Source organism: Burkholderia sp. AU4i (assembly GCF_000466765.1).
Taxonomy (GTDB): Bacteria; Pseudomonadota; Gammaproteobacteria; order Burkholderiales; family Burkholderiaceae; genus Burkholderia; species Burkholderia cepacia.
On sequence record NZ_ASSI01000049.1, the window covers coordinates 14,352 to 29,951 of the forward strand.

Genomic DNA, 15,600 nt, shown 5'->3' on the forward strand with positions numbered 1-15,600 from the left:
GTTAGCTCCCAATGGCAATGAGCGACGCGTTCTCCGCGCCCGACGAATAGTTCTGAGCGTTGAACTGTGATCTCGAAATCGGCGAGAAATTGAACGAAGCGTTGCCGCCCGGCGCACCTCGTGATCCGACCACTGCATACGCGTTATTCGGAAACGCGATCGGGAAGTTGTAGGTCGTGGTCGCACCACCCGCGACGTTCACACTCATCCACTGAATGATCAAGCCGCTCGGAAGCTTTTGATAGCCGTTCGTGGCCAGATTCGAGCCAAACGATGCGGAAAACTGCAGCAATGCCGAACCGCCACAGATGTCCCATTGCCCGGCACGCGACACGAGCTCCAGAGAATCCCCTGGTCGAAGGACGACCGACGAAACCAACCCGCCTGTATAGGACCAGATGGAGTCACCGCCTTGTGTCGCGATGGTTTGGTTCGCGCCGGATTGGTTGACGAACACCATCTTCCCGGACTGCGGGACGCTTGATCCAGCCGGCAAGGTCGTCGTATATGACGCGCTCCCATTTAACTCAACCAACTGACCGGCGGCCGCCGCAGCTAACGTAGCTGCCGACGTGACCAGCAAAAAGCCAGAGAAGTTGCCAAGCGCGCGCTGCAATGTCCCCGAGAACGGGAGTTGCGCACTTCCGCCAGACGCGACCCATTGAGTACCGCCTGCCGACGTGATGAGCAGGCTATCGCCCGGCATCAGGATAATGCTCGTGTTGCCGCCGGCCGCAAGGATCGTGTCGCTTCCTGCGCGCGCAATGGTGACGTTGGCGCCCGTCGATGTGTTGTTGAACAGAAATGCACCGCCTAGCGGCATCGTGGCAGCCGATGGCAACGTAATTGTCGACGCTGCGCCACCCCAGAAATTGATGACCGATCCGGACTGCGAAGCCGTAAGCGTTTGGCTAGTCGTGTAGGCCGAGAACGTTTGGTAATTTCCCAGCGCACGCTGCAGGAATGCTGTCGTCGCGAGCTTATTCGAGTTGTCGAATTGCGGCGACGTCATTCCGAGAACCGTCGTGTAGCTTGCCAAATACCAAGCACCAGTATTGCTGACGAACTGAGCTTGCTCGCCAGGGTTCAGCGCAAACGTGTTTGACACGCCTCCGAACTGGCTGTTGATGTTCTCCGTCCCGCTCCCCTTAACGGTCACGCCGAGCGGAGTGGCAACGGTGATTGTTGCCCCATTGGGAACACCACCGACAGGTGGCAAAGTCAGGGTTGTACCTGCTCCGTATGCCCAAATGAATGCTCCGACGTGCCCGCCGTTCAATGATGCCGTGACGTTGATACCTTGAATGCCCGAAAACGACTCACCGGCTTGCTTCACAAACGCGGTCGTAGCAAGGCGCGTGCTGTTGTCGTACTGCGGAGCGGTTTGTGCGATCGGGCTTCGCGTGTAATGCGCAATAACGGTCCAGTTTGAAGCGTCAGAAACGAGTTCTACCGTTGCGCCGACGTCGAGTGAGAACGAGGCGGACGCCGACGCTTGGTTGTAGATGCTCGCGGTAGGAGTGGAAATCGTCACCCCCGTACCGTTTGACGTGACGTTCGTTACTGTATACGTGAGGTTGCTGGTTGCCGGGGCCGGCAACGTAATCGTAGACGGACCAATACCGCCAGCCTCAACCCACGATCCGGTATCAGACGCGGCAAGTGTCGCCGATCCGTTGATGTATTTTCGGGCCTGGAAATTACCGCTCGCTTGCTGCACAAAAGCGGTCGTCGCAATCTTCGCCGAGTTGTCGAATTGCGGAGGCGTTGTCGCGGTAGGTTGACCGGAAAAGTTCGGATTCTGCATGTTCGTGTGGAACACGCGATGCCAGAACGAACTGCCATCGGAAACTATCCATACCGAATCACCCGGTGTCAGCAACGCCTCGCCGTATTCAAGCCCATCGCCGCTCTGGACTGCCAGCGTTACCGCGCTCGATGCGAGATTTGAAAGGATGAATCCACCCTGGGTTGGTACGTTCCTGCAAGGTGGCAACGTAACCGTGAAACCACCTGCGCCCACAAGATAGATGATCGATCCGGCCTGCGACGCTGCGATCGTTTGATTCGAATTGACAGCAAAAGACCCGCCCGGCGCTATACCTCGGGCATTCACCCATGCAGCCGTCACGAGCTTCGTGCTGTTGTCGAACTGCGGCGGAGTAGTACCCTTCGGAACGCCGGTGAAAGTCGGCGAATCGATCGGAGCCTTCGAGGCGAGCGCGTTCAGAACCGTCGTTGCGAAATTCGGATCATTACCGAGCGCGTCGGCCAGCTCCTTCAAGGTATCGAGCGACTGCGGCGACTGGCCGACGAGCGCGGCGAGCTTTGCCGCAAGGTCCGTCTTCGTCGCGTACTGCGTATGCGGATCGGCCGCGCCAATGTGCTGCGCGAGGCCTGATTGCGACTGCTCGACCTGCGCTTTCAAATAGCGCGTGCGGCCGCCTAGTTGCTTCGCCTGTTTGTTCGAAACGCCGTCCGGGCCTCCTTCGACCGGGTCGGCCATTTCGATTTGGTAGAGGTCTTCCTCCCATTGGGAAGATTCAGAAAGTTTGCCCATTAACTGCTCCCGTGGTTGTACTGTCCGTCGTAGTGGGCGGCACCGTTGTAGCGCACCGGCACGCGACGGTATTCAAGACTGGCGAGTACACAACGCGCCGGCGCAAACGCGGCCAGCGTCGTGCGCAGCAACGTGGCTTGATCGTTGGTGATGGCGCGATCGAGCAAGATCACCCGGTAGGCGGCCCACAACCCGTCGCCGCCATACACCATGACGCCATCGTGGCGACGAGTCCCGTCGTAGTTGAGGCGGCCGATACCCTCGACGAGTTCGACCTCGCCGAAACCCAGGCGTCGGATCACCTCTCTGACCGCCCACGGTGTGCCCTTGTAGCGGTGCAGCTCGATTGCCCCCTTGATCAGGGCGCGCTTGGCTTCATCCGATTCGGCAAGGCTCCAACCGTCCTCGCCCATGACGGAGAACTGGTCGGCGAGGAACGGCAGCGCGGATGCGTCGACGCCGTCGATCAGATAGACCAGGAGTGGCGACAAATCGATGTTGTCGAGCCGCTCGGTCAATTGAGCGAACGCCTTGAAGCGTGTGTCTTTCGCCAGCGCCGGCGGCAAGAGCAGGTCAGCCATTTGCAACCCCGATTGGAATGACGCTGACGCTGGTACACCGCGCCCACTCGCTTCCCGTCAGCACGCGCAGCGCGAGGCCCGGCAGGTCCACGTCGTACACGCCTTGAACCTGTACGGCACGGCTGAGTTGGCGCGGGACGATGTCGCGCCCCAGGCCGGCGGCACGATCGGCGCGGTAGGTTTCCGCGGCGGATCGCGCCTGCGCAATCGCCGTGTCGGCGTCGGCATCCTTGTAAAGCGTCAGGCGGACGTCGATCGCATAGTCGACGGGAGTCGGCGGCCGGACGTCGACATAATCGGTCAGTGGGCGTCGACGCTCGTCGTTGAGGTTGTCCCGCACCAGTTGGAGAATCGCTTCGCTCGGCAGCCCCGTGTCGACGAGCGGATACACCTGGACGCTGCCCGGCGGAACGCCGTTGACCGAAACCAGCCGACCGTCGCGCATATCCATTTCCGGACCAATCACACCGACATCCACGATCGACTGGTGTGCGCTCTTGGCGTGAAACACGTACGCGAGCCGGGAGCCCGCCGTGCTGAACGCTTCCGGCGCCAACCGGATACGCTCGCGCAGCCGGTCGTTGTCTTCCTCCTCGTACCCGTCCGCGCTGATCTTGGTGTTGGCCACCGTCACGTCGACGTCGCCCAGGTCGTCGACGAGCGAGCCGAGCTGGCCCGGCTGCCAGCCGTTACCGAGTGAACCGAGGGTTTCGCAGGTTGCGGCCGCGTCGATCGCCAACTGGCCGGCGACGAGCGTTACGTCGATGTCAGTCGCGAACGAAACGGCGCCGTCGCTCGTCTCGACACGCGTGCCGGCCGCGATCAGCAGATTCGACGGCAGCGCGGCGTCGACCGAAAACCGAAGCGTCGTCTTCGCCGGCTGCGCCGGCAGCCGTGTCACGCCGACCAGCTCGCCAAGGTAGTCGATCATGGGAGCGCGGGCGAACGCGACGAGGTTCTGTTTCGCAGCCTCCTGGACACCGACCCGCACGAGGGTTTCGCGGTACGCAATGATGTCGATCATGACCCGCTCGACCTGCGCGGGATACAGCGTCTTCCCGGTGCGCGCCTCATAGTCGGCGACGATCTCGGCCGTAATGACCTCGGGGTCGCGGGCGATGAAATCCGGTTCGTCCAGCGTCATCGCGGCACCTCCGTTTCACGGATCACACCGTCAGCCAGGCGCCACTGGACCCGGATCGTCTCGCGCGACTCGGTGATCGATGGGATAACGCGCACGACCTCACAGCGCGGCTCCCAGCGGCGGACAGCGTCGACCGATTCGCGCACCACATGCGGCGTGGCGCGGTCGATTGGCATGTCGAGGTACAAATAGAGCCTGGAGCCGAACTCAGGGCGGTGCGGATCGCTGCCCTGGGGCGTTCCGAGAATCAAGCGGATCGCCTGATCGATGTCGTCCACGCCCTCAACCACGCCCTCGCGGTTAAGGGCCGGCTGCCAGTGAACGGAGGTGATGTCGGAGAGCTGGGTCATGCGGCCATGTTGCCGCGCGACCAGTCGGGGGGATATTAAAGCCGGCTAAAAGCTCAGTGGCTGTGGTGGTTCGAGTTGCCGCCGGTGTCCATGATCGTGCCCGTCGCGCTCACGTTACCGTCGACCTTCACGTTGCCCGTCAGCATAGCGCCATCGCCGCCAGAGCCAGCCATACCGCCCTCGTAGGTCAGTTTGCCCTTGACCGTGACGTTACGCGTGAACTCTGCCTCCGGCACATCGACCGTCACCTTGTCGGCCGCGCGCAGCACGATCTCCGACTTCGAGTCGACGATCACGGTCTGCATGCCCGAGCACGTCAGGGTGTGCGTTGCGCGGTCGTACTCAAGCAACGCGCCATCTTTGAAGCGGACGACGAACTTGTTCGAGTCCGTGACCGGCGGGCGATCGGCATCGGAGTAGATGGCGCCCAGAATGACCCCGTCCTCGCAGCGGCTGTCCAGGAGCACGGCAACGTGTTCGCCGTCATCGTAGGTCCAGCATGCCTGATCGGCCAAGGTCTTCGGATACGCGATCGGCAGCCACATGGTGCGCATGTTGCCGAGGTCGGTCAGCCGCACACGCGCGAAGCCGGGCTTCGACGCGCTGACCGTGCCGAACTTGATCGTCGCGCCGAACTCGTCGAGGGTATCGTTCATTTCTTCTTGCCTTTCGCTGCAACGGGCGTTGTTCCGACGACACCGACGTCGCCCTTCGCCGTGACGCCGTAGACCTGCAGCCCTTTCGTGGACTTTTTCGCGGTGCCGCCGCCTTTGCCAGCCTGGACGGCGATCGCCGAGCGCTTCAGCTCGACTTCCGTTTGGTAGCCGCCGCCTCGGTCAAGGCGATGGCGTGCCGACTCGATCAGGTATTTGCCGGACAGCTTGCCGAGTTCGAGCAGCTCGATCGACGCGCCGGCGGCCAGCTTCGTGTCGCCGGTCATCTCGACCGATCCACCTGTTTGCTTGAGGTTCGCCTGGTCAAGCGCCGCACGTGCCTTCGTCTGCAGTGTCGCCTTGGAGCCGGCCCGCGCGGACAGCCGCAGCGTGTCGCCGCTGGTCGACTGACCGGACTGTTTGCGCTTGCCCGCGGCCGCCTCGGACTGACCGACGACACCTACGGAATCGCCTGTCACGCCGTAGACGACGAGCTTCTTCGTCTTCGGGTTGTGATAGCCGACTTTGGCCTGCGCGTAGACGTCTTTGATCTTGTCGCGCAGGCGGATCGTTTTCAGCTCGGCGCGCTTGAACTGCAGGACAGCGTCTGAACCTCGCAGGTCGGCGAGTTCGCTGAAGATGAGCTTGCTGCCCGAAATCTTGAACGCATAACCGTACTCGTGCGCGAGCCGCGTCAGAAACGCAACATCTTGCTCCTGGTACTGCGTGACTCGGTCGATGCGAATATCCCGAATCCGGCCGGTGAGCGTCAGGTGGTTCCGCTTCGCGACACGCGCTGCGATCGTCGCCAGCGTCGTGTGCTCGTACGCCTTGGCCTTGCGGCTTCTAACGGACGCCTTCACGCCCGTGCCGAGCCCGTGGATCGTGACCGTCGAGGCCGGATCGTTGAAGCCGATCTCGTCGATCTCGAAGCGACCGCACGCGAGCAACGGCGCCCCCGTGTAGCCGATCTTCAGCGTCAGCGCGTCGCCTTTGCCCGGATACCACGCGTCGAGCCATCGTCCGTCCGTGTCTTCGAGCACGACCTCGATTTCGTCAGACTGGCCGGAAAGGAAGTCGGTGTACGACACCGACACGACGTAAGGCGCAATGTCGTTGGTGATGTTCTTCTGCTCGTATACGAGCGTGAAGATGGGCTCAGGGACGTCGGCGACCGACGTCGGGGTGGCGATCACCGCATCCACGGCGGAAGCTCCTCATCGACTACGTCGTCGGCGGCCACGACCGGAATTGACAGCACAATGCCGCTCGCGAGCACTGGCGTGATCGGCACGCTGGGGTTCGCGGCAATGATCCGTTCATAGGCAAACGGGTCGCCGTAGTACCGGTAGGCGATCTGATCCCACCGTTCGCCCTCAGTTGTGATGTGGGTCAGAAACATCAAATCCTCCGCGTCACGACTAGCCCGGCCAGTTTGCTCAAACTCGGCGCAGCGGAACTCAGCGCGCCGGTCGCCGTCGAGAGCTGCCCAGCGGCCCGGTCGATCGCGCCGGTAATTGTGCCGATCGTCGCGTTCGCCAGGCCGCCTTGCGCCGAACGCACCGCATCCAGCGCGGTATTGCTGGCGCGCAAGATGCCAGCCGCTTCAGGAATCTGGTCGGTCACCGACGCCAGCGCCGGCGATAGCTTCGACAGCGGCGCGGCCGTTTCCTTGATGTTCGTCAGCACACTCGACGAACGGCTCAAGGCCGAAAGCGGATCGTCTTTCAGCTTCTGGACGGTCTTGACCGCGTCGACGGCGACTCGCATGGCAGATTTCGCCTGGTTCGCCCAGGTCACGGCCTGCTGGATCGTGCCTCGTACGGTGGCTACCGTCGACGAGACGCTGGAGACTGCCTGCGCGGCCGCCGGCGGCACCTTGGGCTGGACGGCTGGCGGCTTGAGCGCGTTCTTCTTGTCGCCCACGAACTCGCGCAGGGTGATCTGCGCATCGAGGGACAACACGGTTCCCGACGTGTCTGTCTGCTTGCTGGTCGATTGAACCTCGGTCAACACGAACCAGCCCTTGTAGTCGCCATTGCCGAACACAAGCGCCATGGCCTGTTTCGCGCTTACCGCCGCGCGCAGCTTCGCCAGCTCGGCTTCCGGGTCGCAGTACCAGTAGTGAAACGACAGCGCGATCCGGATTTCGTCGAGCTTGTCGCCCATGCGTTGCAGCCGCGGTTTGCCTTGCAGCAGCGCGTGCTCGGCGTAGTCGGCGCCAAACGTCGCATCAAACCCATCGAAGTAGCCGATCAGGTCGAATTCGATATCACCAAGAATTGCAAACACGTCAGCTCCTGTATGCGCGGCGCTCGCGCTTCGCGAGCAGCTCGTCGAGCATGCGCTCCAGGTCGCGCAACGACAGGTTGAGCCCTTGCTTGACCTGATCTTTGACGCCGTCCGGCGAGCCGCCCTGGACCGTGATATTTGGCGAGAAGTGGACCACGATCCCAGAGCCGGCTACCGATCCACCGGCCGGCGACCCGCCACGAGCTGCGTTGATGCGCTGCAGGGACGCGGCGGCCGCCGCCTGCGTCGCCATGCCTGCAGCCGCGCGTGCGGCGACCGCCGACGATCGGCCGATGCCGATCGCGGCGCCCTGGGCGATGTTGTCGCCGAAGCCCATGAAGACGCGGGACGGCGACTTGATCCCCAGCGTGTTCGCGAACCACGCCTTCACGTTGCTGCCGAATTCGACCAGCGTGTTTTTCGCGGCGGTGAAGCGATTGCGAATGCCGTTGACCAGGCCGTCGATCAGGTGCGAGCCGAAATCGGTGAAGGTTTTCGGGAGTCCAACGCCGAACCACCCGAGCACGCCCGCGAACGCGCGATAGAACAGGCCCAGCGGCGACCAGTTGATGATCAGGCGCATCACGCTACCGATTCCGCCCGCGAACGCGGTGCGAATCGAGTTCCAGATACCCCCGAAGAACTGCTTGATCGGCGTCCAGTAGCGGTAGATGAGGTATGCGCCGACGGCGATCGCGGTAATGGCGATTCCGATCGGATTGAGCATCAGCGCGCGGCCCAGCCAGAGCACCGTGCGCCCAGCGAGCAGCAGACCTTGAACAAGGCCGCCGCCCAGGACACGACCGAGCATCAGCGCCCCGCGCGCCAGAAAGCCGAAGAACGACAGCGCCTGCGTACCAAGTCCCTTGGTGAGCCACCAGATGGCTTGACCGACCAGCTTCACCGGCCCGACAACCGTCATGACGAGCCCTTGCCCGAACGGGACCAGGGCACGGCCGACCGCCAGCGCGCCGCGTCCGAGCCCTATAAACAGACTCCCGGTACGTCCGACCGCGCCGGCAAGTTTGCCGGCCGCGCCAGCGCCCATGCCGAAAATCTGGAACACGGTGGACAGACGAGAGCCACCACCGGCCAAGAGCGCGCGAAACAGCGTCCACTTCGCCCCGACCGTCGTCAATGCCGTGCTGACCATGTTCAGCGGCGACTTGACGAAGAAATTCAGCCCCCAGCCGGCCGCGAGCGTCGCGACCTTCATGCCGATCACGGCCGTTGCGAAACCGACCACGCCGCGGATCAGGCCGGGGTGGGCGGCCGCGAACTGCCCGGCACGCTGGATCAGCGGCGTGGCCGTGTTCATCAGGTCTGTGAGCGACGGCAGCAGCGCGCGGCCGACCGTGATTGCGGTGTCAGCAATCTGCGTCTGAAAGCGGCCCCACGCGACGGTCGCCAGCTCCGCGCGGCGCGCGTAGTCCTGGTCGATCGTGTTCAGCGCCTGCGCGCTACCCATGTCCTTCTTGTTCTGCTGATACTTGTCCCAGCCCTGGCGCATCGCGAGCAGGTGGTTGATGGTCTGGATGTCCTGGAACACCTCATTCAGGCCGAAGCTCTCCATCAGCTTGCGCTGGGCTTCTTCGTCGCCCTTGGCGCCGGCGGCCTTCCATTGCTTCATGAACGCATCGCCGCGCGACGCGATGAACTTCTGTGCAATCTGCAGCGAACCCTCGTAGCTCGAGTAACCGCCGGCGACGAGGTTGGACATCGACTTTTGATAATCGACACCAGCTTTCTTGTAGGCGTCGATGGTCGCCTTCGCGTTCATGTGCGACAGCCAGTTGCGCAGGTTCGTTACGGCTTCGTCGCCGCTGCCGGCGCCTTCGCGGCCGACTTCGAGGCTCGCGATAATCTGCGTCAGTGCGTCTTGCCCCTTGATGCCCTTGGCCGCGAACGCTGCGGTCATTTCGGGCAGGGCTTTCGCCATATCCTTCAGCTCGAACCGGCCGAGCTTGCCGCCATACGCGGCGCGGTTGAACGCTTCCTTCAGCGCCGCGTCACCCTTGATTCCCAGCGTCTCCGAGAACGAATAGACCATGCCCGCGAGGTCTTTCATGTCGGCGTTCGTCGCCGTCGCCACGCGCCCGAGCAGGTTCGACTTTTGCCCGGCTTCCTTCGCGTCCATGCCGGCCGCGACCAGCGTGCCGACGCCTTCCAGAATGGAGTTATGGCCCTGGCTCGTGGCAACGGCCGCGCGGCGCATCGTCTCGCCGATCCGGAACTCTTCGTCGCGGGTCAGGTTGCCGGTAATTGCAATGTCGCGCAGCCCGGCTTCGAAGTTGGCCGCCTGCTTCACGGCGCCGATGACCGGCGCAGCCGTTGCGACCGCCGTCGCGTACGTGCCGAGCATGTCGGCGCCGATCGCCTGGCGTTGCTCGCGCAATGCGGTGCCGCGTGCCAGCCGGGTCGCAAGGGCCGCTTGCTTCGCCTGGACTTGATCGATGGTGCGGCCCAGGCGGTCGTACTGGCCCCGCAGCTCGGCGATATTGCGCATCGGATGCGCGACCGCCCGCGCCATCGTGTCGCCGAGACGGGTATGCTTCGCGCGCAGCTCGTCGGCGACCCGCCCGAGGCCGTTGAGCGTCGTACGCGTGCCAGATAGCGCGGCGCCGAAGCTACCGAGTAGCGTCGCGCCGATCTTTACGCCAATATAGAATTCGCTTGCCATACCCTTACCGGAAAGTGACGAGGCCGCCCATGAACATCCAGTCCATCGCCGAAGGCATTACGTACACCGCGATCGCGATTGCCGGCGTCGTGCTTGCCGTGTGGCTGTTCATCGAACTGCCCTGGTGGTCCGTGCCGATCGTGTTCGGCATCGTGGCGTTTTTCGGGTTTGCCTTTCTCGGGCCGGCCATCGTGGCCGGCTCGTACCTCATCGCGGCATTGATCAAGGCCATCGTGTGGCTTTGCGGCCGGCTCGGGCGCCGGGCCGCCTGATCTCAGGATTGCTTCGTCGCGTCGATACGCCGCTTGATTTCCCGCTCCGCGGCGTCGATCCAGTGCCAGTAGTCGTCCATGTCCAGTTCAGCGATCTCGGACGGCTGAATCTTCAGCACCAGTAGCAACACCTCATCCAGCGGTCGCAGCGCCGAGTCCAGCGTCTGCGTTTCCTCGCTCGGCGGCTGATCGCTGGGAGCCCGCATCTTCGGCGGTATCCCGTCCCTCAACCATGCGGCGAAAGGCATCCATGAGCCGCTTCGAGTCAGCAAGATCGAGTTCGCCGATATCTTCGACGGTGAGGCCCGTGAGCATGCCGAGCAGGAAATCTTCCTGTTCGCCCGGGTCTTCGCTGTACTTGGCCGCGAGGGCCATTTCCTTGCGCTTGCCGCGACGCAGATCCAGCTCCGTGAGCATCTGGCCGGTAGCGAGTTTGACGGGGAATTTGAGGGGGATTTTCACGACGTGCTCCGTGGTGGTAGAGCACACATTGTCGATTCGCGCGCGCGTTCGCACTTTCAGCGCAGATTAAAAAAGGCCCGCCGAAGCGGGCCAAGACGACAACGACTACGGAGGTGTTGGGTTAGCCGCCGATGTTGGCGCGGAAGTCGGCCAGCATGTCTTCACCGCCGACGCGGAAGATGTTCGCCAGATAATCCAGCTCCAGCACTTCCTCGCCGTCGATGACCTGCTTGATGTAGGTCGCGCCGAACGCGGAGCTGAAGTCCGCGTTCTCGTGTTGCTTGTACGTACCGAGCGGGTTCTTCTTGAACATCACGGTCAGGTACGTCACAAGGCTGACTTCCTGCACGCGGCCCTGTGCGCCGTAAGTCTCAATGCTGGAACGGCATTGCAGTGCGACAGCTTTAAACGGGTTCGCCATCGCCTTCGCCACGTCGGCGTAGAGCGAGTTCCACTTGATCTCGCCTTCGAGCTTGTCCAGGCCGCCCGGCAGCTCGACCTTGCCGATCATGCCGAGCGCCTTGTGCTCGGCCATGATCGCTTGGACGTCCGGCAGCTTGATTTCCTCGGCCTTGCCGAGCATCGAATTGTTGCTCAGATACACGTTGGCGTTCGTGATCCGGTTGATTTTGACGCCACCCGCCATGATCAGTTACCTCCCTTCAGGGTGAGCAAGTACTCATCGGTGATTTCCGTCTCGTACGTCAGGCGTTCGAGCGGCGGCGGCACCGTGTACTTGTAGCTAATGAGCAAGTGTCCGGCGGCCAGTTCCTCTTTCGGGTTGCGGGCCGGATCGAACCACGCCTTGAAACCGAGCAACGCGCCGTCGCCGATCAGCTTCCGGCCAAAGCCGTTTACCGACTCGACGAGCGAGTCGATCAATCCTTGATCGATCGGCATGTCGGTGAATTGCAGGCTGAAGTACCGGATCGACTCGTTGATGACGTCGCCCGTACGCCGTACGTTTTCGAAGTTGCGCATCTTCGTAACGGTCGGCCATGCCGCGGTGCGGTTGCCCCACAGACGAAGGCCCGAGCCGTACGAGCTGAACACAGTCGTGATGCCCTGTTCATTGAGCATGTTCACGTCCGATTGCGGATCGTCGATCATCGCCGACAGCGGCCGCTCGACGCCCGTGACGCCGACGAGCTGTTGATTGGAACTGGACCACCAGTAGCCCTTGTCCAGGTCGACACGAGCGCGAAGGCCCGCTGCACGCGATGAGAGCGGCTCCAGGCGTTCGGCGTTGGTCGCAGTGTCGTAGACCTTCACGTGCGGATAGCAGAGGCGCACGCGGTCGCTGGACGTGTTGAAGTTGATCGTGCCCGCCGGCCCGCGGCCGGCCAGCGCCTGCGCGAGCGTGGTGCCGATCGGCGCGTCGATGTACGCGATCGCGCCGAGCTGGACGGCCATCGCCTCCAGCTCGACCGCAACCGAGTTTTGCGTGCAGTACGCCGGCGCGATCAGAATCTTCGAGAAGTAGCCGTACAGGTTGTACGTATCCTTCAGTGCCTTCATGCCCGTACGCATGCCGGCCGCGTTCACCGCGCCGATGATGTCCGCGGCCGTGACCTTCGTCGGGTCCGCGTAGTCGTACGTCGCTTTGGCGGTCGCAGCACCGGCCGGAATCGTGCCGGTCTTGATCCGCGTGATTACGCCGTTGATGAGGTCGACGGCGTAATCGGTGCCTTCGGCGTACGTCGCGCTGCCCGAATCGTTCTTCAGCACGAGATTCGCCGCGGCCGGGTGCGCCAGTTTGGCGCGGCCAGTCGCTGCGTCAAACGTGATCGGCTCGCTCGCGGCATTGCTTTTGTGGACGTTCGGGTCGAGCACGTTGATCACGATCACCGTGCCGCTGCCGTAGTCGTAGACCGCATCGAGCGCTTGCGGGATCGTGAAGCCCGTGAGCTGCGGCCCGAACTGGGCGGCGTCGACGTCAGACAGCGACTGGACCGGCGTATTGACCGGCCCGATCGGCGCCGTGCCGATCAGGCCGATGACGGCCGATTTCACGACCTTGACGGGCCGCGAGCCGGTTTCCTTTTCAATCGTCTCGACGCCATGCAGATAATTTGCCGCCATCGCTCAGACTCCCTTCACGGCGACCGCGTTTGCGGCGGCCTTCTGTTGGTCTTCCGGCACGCTGGGGCGCGCGGGCTTGGTCGACGGCGCTGCGGCCGGCGTCAGGTAGCCCATCGCGAGCAGCGTCGCCGTGTACTCGTTCCCCTCGGGCAGCTCGACTTCAGCGCCCGTGTGAAGCATCACTTCCTGGACGTTTTCGCCGTCCTGCAGCGTGACGCCGCTGGTCGGTCCGCTGTACTGGTATTTCACGATTCCTCCTCGTAGGTAACTTGCGTCAACAGCGGCCTGTCGTCCGGCTCCGTATCCTCGACAATCACCGCACCCGCCGAAAACTCGATCACGTACTGCCACAAGCCGGCCGACTCCCCCAGAAACTTGTCGCTGACTGCCGCCAGCTTTTTGCAGTCCGGCGGGCGGAAGCCCACCAGGGCGGTGCGAACGTGATCGAGCACATCGATCGCACCGCCGCGGCCGTTGAGCTGGCGCAGCACGATCGCAACGGCGAACTTCACTCGCCGCGGCTGCACCACCATGTCGGTGTCGACGGTCGTGTCGTACTGGCTGCCCGGATAGCTGACCAGCAACGCGCCGATCGCATGGTTGAGCCGGTATTCGTCCGGACGCTCCGGGAAGTACTCCGCCACGAGCGCCGGCAGCTTGACGCGAAGCCTTGCTACGACGGAGTCGACCATTTCAAGCGTCGTCGCCATCAGAAGCGCTCCAACAGGTCCGCGTCGAACTGGCGACGGCGGGCGCGTACCTTCATCTCGCCGGGTTCGGGTGTCGCAGGGCCGCTCGGGTCGCCGATCGTCAGCTTGTTGTCGCGGATCTTTTCGAGCATGTGCATCGATGCCTTGAAGGTCTGCGACACGGTGTCCGGCAGTGCCGCGCCTTCCGGTCGACGGGCATACAGCCAGTGCCGAGCCAGATTGACCGTGACATCCTTGATGACTGTCGGCACCGGCGACAGCGGCAGGTTGTAGCGGCCGCGCAAGTGCGCGTCGACGATTTCCTCCGCCTGGCGCACGGCGCTTTCGACGATGTCGGTATTGATCGTCGTCGGTGCCGGTGCGCCGTAGTCGGTGGTCGTGTCGTTCGTCAGCTCAATGAGCGTCCGTTCCGGCACGGCCAGCTTCAGGTCGGCGAGCGTGCAATAACGCACGTCAAATACCCCGCAGGATGCGGATGACATCGCCGGCGGCCGTCGCCGCATCGAGCGCGTAGCCGTTCGATGCGCCGGTCGCCTTCGGAATGGCCTGACCGGCCGCGTCCGCCTCGACTTCGGCGTGCTGGTCGACCGGCGCACCGGCCATGACCAGGATGACGCCGAGTAGGTTGACCGACGCTTGTTCGCCGGCATCGGCGGTCGCTTCGGCAACGCCGAGCGCCTTCGCGCCGGCTGCGCACACGCCACCATCGAAACCGACGAACTGGAAGCGATTCAGGCCGGCGGCAGCGGTAACGGACGTGGTAAGGATCGGTTGATGCGTTTTCATGAGTCATGTTCCGTTCGGGTGTGTCTCGCCCGAGGGCGAGACGTGGTCAGTACGGGATTCGGAGGCGCGAGCGATCAGCCGTTGATGCCCGAGATCAGGTAGCCGGCGTCCGAGCCGAGCAGGTACGGCCGGAAAATGTCCGTGGCCCGCACCAGTTCGAGCTTGCCGTCTTCGATGCGCGTGTCGACGACCGGATTGCCTTTCTTGCGCAGCGTGTAGCCGTAGGACGGTTCATACGGCGTGCGCTGTTGGCCGCCGCGCTGCAGCGGAACGTAGGCGAGCACGATGTTGGCGCCCCAGATGTCCGTGAAGCGGTCCTTGTCGTCGGCATAGATGGCTTCACCGACCGCGATGTTCTCGACCTCGAAGATTTCCTTCAGCAGGTCGACGGTCACGATGCCCTTCATCGAATACTTGATCTTCTCGATGAGCTGCGGGTGTGCCTTCAGCGTCTTGTAGGCCGACGCGCCGATCACCATCGTGTTCGGCCGGCGGCCGATCTTCGTTCGGATCGCTTCCTTGCCGTCTTCGACGACGCCGACCGGATCGCTGTTGGCTGCGGTGAACTTCTCGGTTGCGCTGAGTTGCTTCTTGTTGCCCGACGCGTAGCTGCTCGGATTCTGCGCGAGGTCCGCGACCATCTTTTCGCGGCGCAACTGGATCGCGTCGGTCGCAGTCTGGACGGCGGCTTGTTCCAGCGGAAACGCCGATTCCTGGTCTTCCCGGTAGTCGATCGGATACTCGAGATCGTGCTCGTCGAGGTTCACGTCGACGCTACCCAGGTCTTCCGGATTCATGCGATTCGACTTCGCGCGCAGCGCACGTTCCGTCTGGTAGAGGCGGAACGATTCCTTGCCGAACTTCGGAATCTTGCCGCCTTCCTTTTCCACTTCGACGATCGGCATCAGGGTCTGGCCGATGAATTCGGCGTTCGTGTAGCCGATCGCGAGATTCGTCAACACGGGGTCGACGATTCGCAGTTTCGAGAGACGTCCCATCATTTCTCCTGGCTCAATGGCCTTTGCAGT

18 protein-coding genes are annotated in these 15,600 nt (G+C 63.1%); 1 reads left to right on the forward strand and 17 read right to left on the reverse strand.

Annotated elements, in window-relative coordinates; all coding sequences use genetic code 11:
* Position 1: 1 nt before the first annotated feature.
* From L810_RS43930 to L810_RS11045, 9 genes are read right to left on the reverse strand one after another with little or no spacing between them, the layout of a single operon-like run.
* The gene (locus L810_RS43930; RefSeq protein WP_021158439.1) at positions 2-2,560 is read right to left on the reverse strand and encodes a gp53-like domain-containing protein; all 2,559 of its coding nucleotides are present in this window, start codon (positions 2,558-2,560) and stop codon (positions 2-4) included.
* Positions 2,560-3,141 carry a phage tail protein I gene (locus tag L810_RS11010; protein ID WP_042974061.1) on the reverse strand — a complete coding sequence of 194 codons (582 nt, stop codon included), beginning with the start codon at positions 3,139-3,141 and terminating at the stop codon, positions 2,560-2,562. Before L810_RS11010 ends, L810_RS43930 begins: the two co-directional genes overlap by 1 nt.
* Complete coding sequence (locus tag L810_RS11015) at positions 3,134-4,285, reverse strand: baseplate assembly protein (RefSeq protein WP_021158441.1); 1,152 nt, start codon at positions 4,283-4,285, stop codon at positions 3,134-3,136. The genes L810_RS11010 and L810_RS11015 overlap by 8 nt, the downstream gene beginning before the upstream one ends.
* On the reverse strand, positions 4,282-4,635 hold the full coding sequence (locus tag L810_RS11020) for a GPW/gp25 family protein (protein ID WP_042974062.1): 354 nt from the start codon (positions 4,633-4,635) through the stop codon (positions 4,282-4,284). The genes L810_RS11015 and L810_RS11020 overlap by 4 nt, the downstream gene beginning before the upstream one ends.
* 53 nt (positions 4,636-4,688) lie before the next feature.
* Complete coding sequence (locus L810_RS11025) at positions 4,689-5,291, reverse strand: phage baseplate assembly protein V (RefSeq protein WP_021158443.1); 603 nt, start codon at positions 5,289-5,291, stop codon at positions 4,689-4,691.
* Positions 5,288-6,493, reverse strand: coding sequence for a contractile injection system protein, VgrG/Pvc8 family (locus L810_RS11030; protein ID WP_021158444.1), 1,206 nt, complete (start codon positions 6,491-6,493; stop codon positions 5,288-5,290). The genes L810_RS11025 and L810_RS11030 overlap by 4 nt, the downstream gene beginning before the upstream one ends.
* Entirely contained in the window at positions 6,481-6,690 is a 210-nt protein-coding gene (locus L810_RS11035; protein WP_021158445.1) for a tail protein X, read from the reverse strand. The genes L810_RS11030 and L810_RS11035 overlap by 13 nt, the downstream gene beginning before the upstream one ends.
* Positions 6,690-7,580 carry a phage tail protein gene (locus L810_RS11040; protein WP_021158446.1) on the reverse strand — a complete coding sequence of 297 codons (891 nt, stop codon included), beginning with the start codon at positions 7,578-7,580 and terminating at the stop codon, positions 6,690-6,692. The genes L810_RS11035 and L810_RS11040 overlap by 1 nt, the downstream gene beginning before the upstream one ends.
* Before the next feature lies 1 nt (position 7,581).
* Positions 7,582-10,260: a phage tail tape measure protein gene (locus L810_RS11045; RefSeq protein WP_021158447.1), complete on the reverse strand. Its 2,679-nt coding sequence runs from the start codon at positions 10,258-10,260 to the stop codon at positions 7,582-7,584.
* Between the two features lie 29 nt (positions 10,261-10,289).
* Here L810_RS11045 and L810_RS11050 point away from each other — a divergent pair, with 29 nt between their 5' ends.
* Positions 10,290-10,532: a hypothetical protein gene (locus tag L810_RS11050; RefSeq protein WP_021158448.1), complete on the forward strand. Its 243-nt coding sequence runs from the start codon at positions 10,290-10,292 to the stop codon at positions 10,530-10,532.
* A gap of 132 nt (positions 10,533-10,664) precedes the next feature.
* Here the strand turns inward: L810_RS11050 and L810_RS11055 are convergent, their stop codons facing one another.
* The 8 genes from L810_RS11055 to L810_RS11090 form a co-directional block, all read right to left on the reverse strand.
* A complete protein-coding gene (locus L810_RS11055; protein WP_021158450.1) occupies positions 10,665-10,994 on the reverse strand; it encodes a phage tail assembly protein in 330 nt (109 codons plus the stop codon).
* A gap of 121 nt (positions 10,995-11,115) precedes the next feature.
* Entirely contained in the window at positions 11,116-11,640 is a 525-nt protein-coding gene (locus L810_RS11060) for a phage major tail tube protein (RefSeq protein WP_021158451.1), read from the reverse strand.
* 2 nt (positions 11,641-11,642) lie between these two features.
* Entirely contained in the window at positions 11,643-13,076 is a 1,434-nt protein-coding gene (locus L810_RS11065; RefSeq protein ID WP_021158452.1) for a phage tail sheath subtilisin-like domain-containing protein, read from the reverse strand.
* 3 nt (positions 13,077-13,079) lie between these two features.
* On the reverse strand, positions 13,080-13,325 hold the full coding sequence (locus L810_RS11070; protein ID WP_021158453.1) for a hypothetical protein: 246 nt from the start codon (positions 13,323-13,325) through the stop codon (positions 13,080-13,082).
* Positions 13,322-13,786, reverse strand: a complete 465-nt coding sequence (locus L810_RS11075; RefSeq protein ID WP_021158454.1) for a Gp37 family protein — start codon at positions 13,784-13,786, stop codon at positions 13,322-13,324. Before L810_RS11075 ends, L810_RS11070 begins: the two co-directional genes overlap by 4 nt.
* Complete coding sequence (locus L810_RS11080) at positions 13,786-14,268, reverse strand: gp436 family protein (RefSeq protein WP_021158455.1); 483 nt, start codon at positions 14,266-14,268, stop codon at positions 13,786-13,788. The genes L810_RS11075 and L810_RS11080 overlap by 1 nt, the downstream gene beginning before the upstream one ends.
* The gene (locus tag L810_RS11085; protein ID WP_021158456.1) at positions 14,240-14,572 is read right to left on the reverse strand and encodes a DUF2190 family protein; all 333 of its coding nucleotides are present in this window, start codon (positions 14,570-14,572) and stop codon (positions 14,240-14,242) included. The genes L810_RS11080 and L810_RS11085 overlap by 29 nt, the downstream gene beginning before the upstream one ends.
* A gap of 74 nt (positions 14,573-14,646) precedes the next feature.
* Complete coding sequence (locus L810_RS11090; protein ID WP_021158457.1) at positions 14,647-15,570, reverse strand: major capsid protein; 924 nt, start codon at positions 15,568-15,570, stop codon at positions 14,647-14,649.
* Positions 15,571-15,600: the final 30 nt, after the last annotated feature.

What these genes read in the sequence shown, in the direction of transcription:
- L810_RS43930 (WP_021158439.1), bottom strand. Translation starts at nt 2,560, where the DNA reads ATGGGCAAACTTTCTGAATCTTCCCAATGGGAGGAAGACCTCTACCAA.
- L810_RS11010 (WP_042974061.1), bottom strand. Translation starts at nt 3,141, where the DNA reads ATGGCTGACCTGCTCTTGCCGCCGGCGCTGGCGAAAGACACACGCTTC.
- L810_RS11015 (WP_021158441.1), bottom strand. Translation starts at nt 4,285, where the DNA reads ATGACGCTGGACGAACCGGATTTCATCGCCCGCGACCCCGAGGTCATT.
- L810_RS11020 (WP_042974062.1), bottom strand. Translation starts at nt 4,635, where the DNA reads ATGACCCAGCTCTCCGACATCACCTCCGTTCACTGGCAGCCGGCCCTT.
- L810_RS11025 (WP_021158443.1), bottom strand. Translation starts at nt 5,291, where the DNA reads ATGAACGATACCCTCGACGAGTTCGGCGCGACGATCAAGTTCGGCACG.
- L810_RS11035 (WP_021158445.1), bottom strand. Translation starts at nt 6,690, where the DNA reads ATGTTTCTGACCCACATCACAACTGAGGGCGAACGGTGGGATCAGATC.
- L810_RS11045 (WP_021158447.1), bottom strand. Translation starts at nt 10,260, where the DNA reads ATGGCAAGCGAATTCTATATTGGCGTAAAGATCGGCGCGACGCTACTC.
- L810_RS11050 (WP_021158448.1), top strand. Translation starts at nt 10,290, where the DNA reads ATGAACATCCAGTCCATCGCCGAAGGCATTACGTACACCGCGATCGCG.
- L810_RS11060 (WP_021158451.1), bottom strand. Translation starts at nt 11,640, where the DNA reads ATGGCGGGTGGCGTCAAAATCAACCGGATCACGAACGCCAACGTGTAT.
- L810_RS11065 (WP_021158452.1), bottom strand. Translation starts at nt 13,076, where the DNA reads ATGGCGGCAAATTATCTGCATGGCGTCGAGACGATTGAAAAGGAAACC.
- L810_RS11075 (WP_021158454.1), bottom strand. Translation starts at nt 13,786, where the DNA reads ATGGCGACGACGCTTGAAATGGTCGACTCCGTCGTAGCAAGGCTTCGC.
- L810_RS11080 (WP_021158455.1), bottom strand. Translation starts at nt 14,268, where the DNA reads ATGTCATCCGCATCCTGCGGGGTATTTGACGTGCGTTATTGCACGCTC.
- L810_RS11085 (WP_021158456.1), bottom strand. Translation starts at nt 14,572, where the DNA reads ATGAAAACGCATCAACCGATCCTTACCACGTCCGTTACCGCTGCCGCC.
- L810_RS11090 (WP_021158457.1), bottom strand. Translation starts at nt 15,570, where the DNA reads ATGGGACGTCTCTCGAAACTGCGAATCGTCGACCCCGTGTTGACGAAT.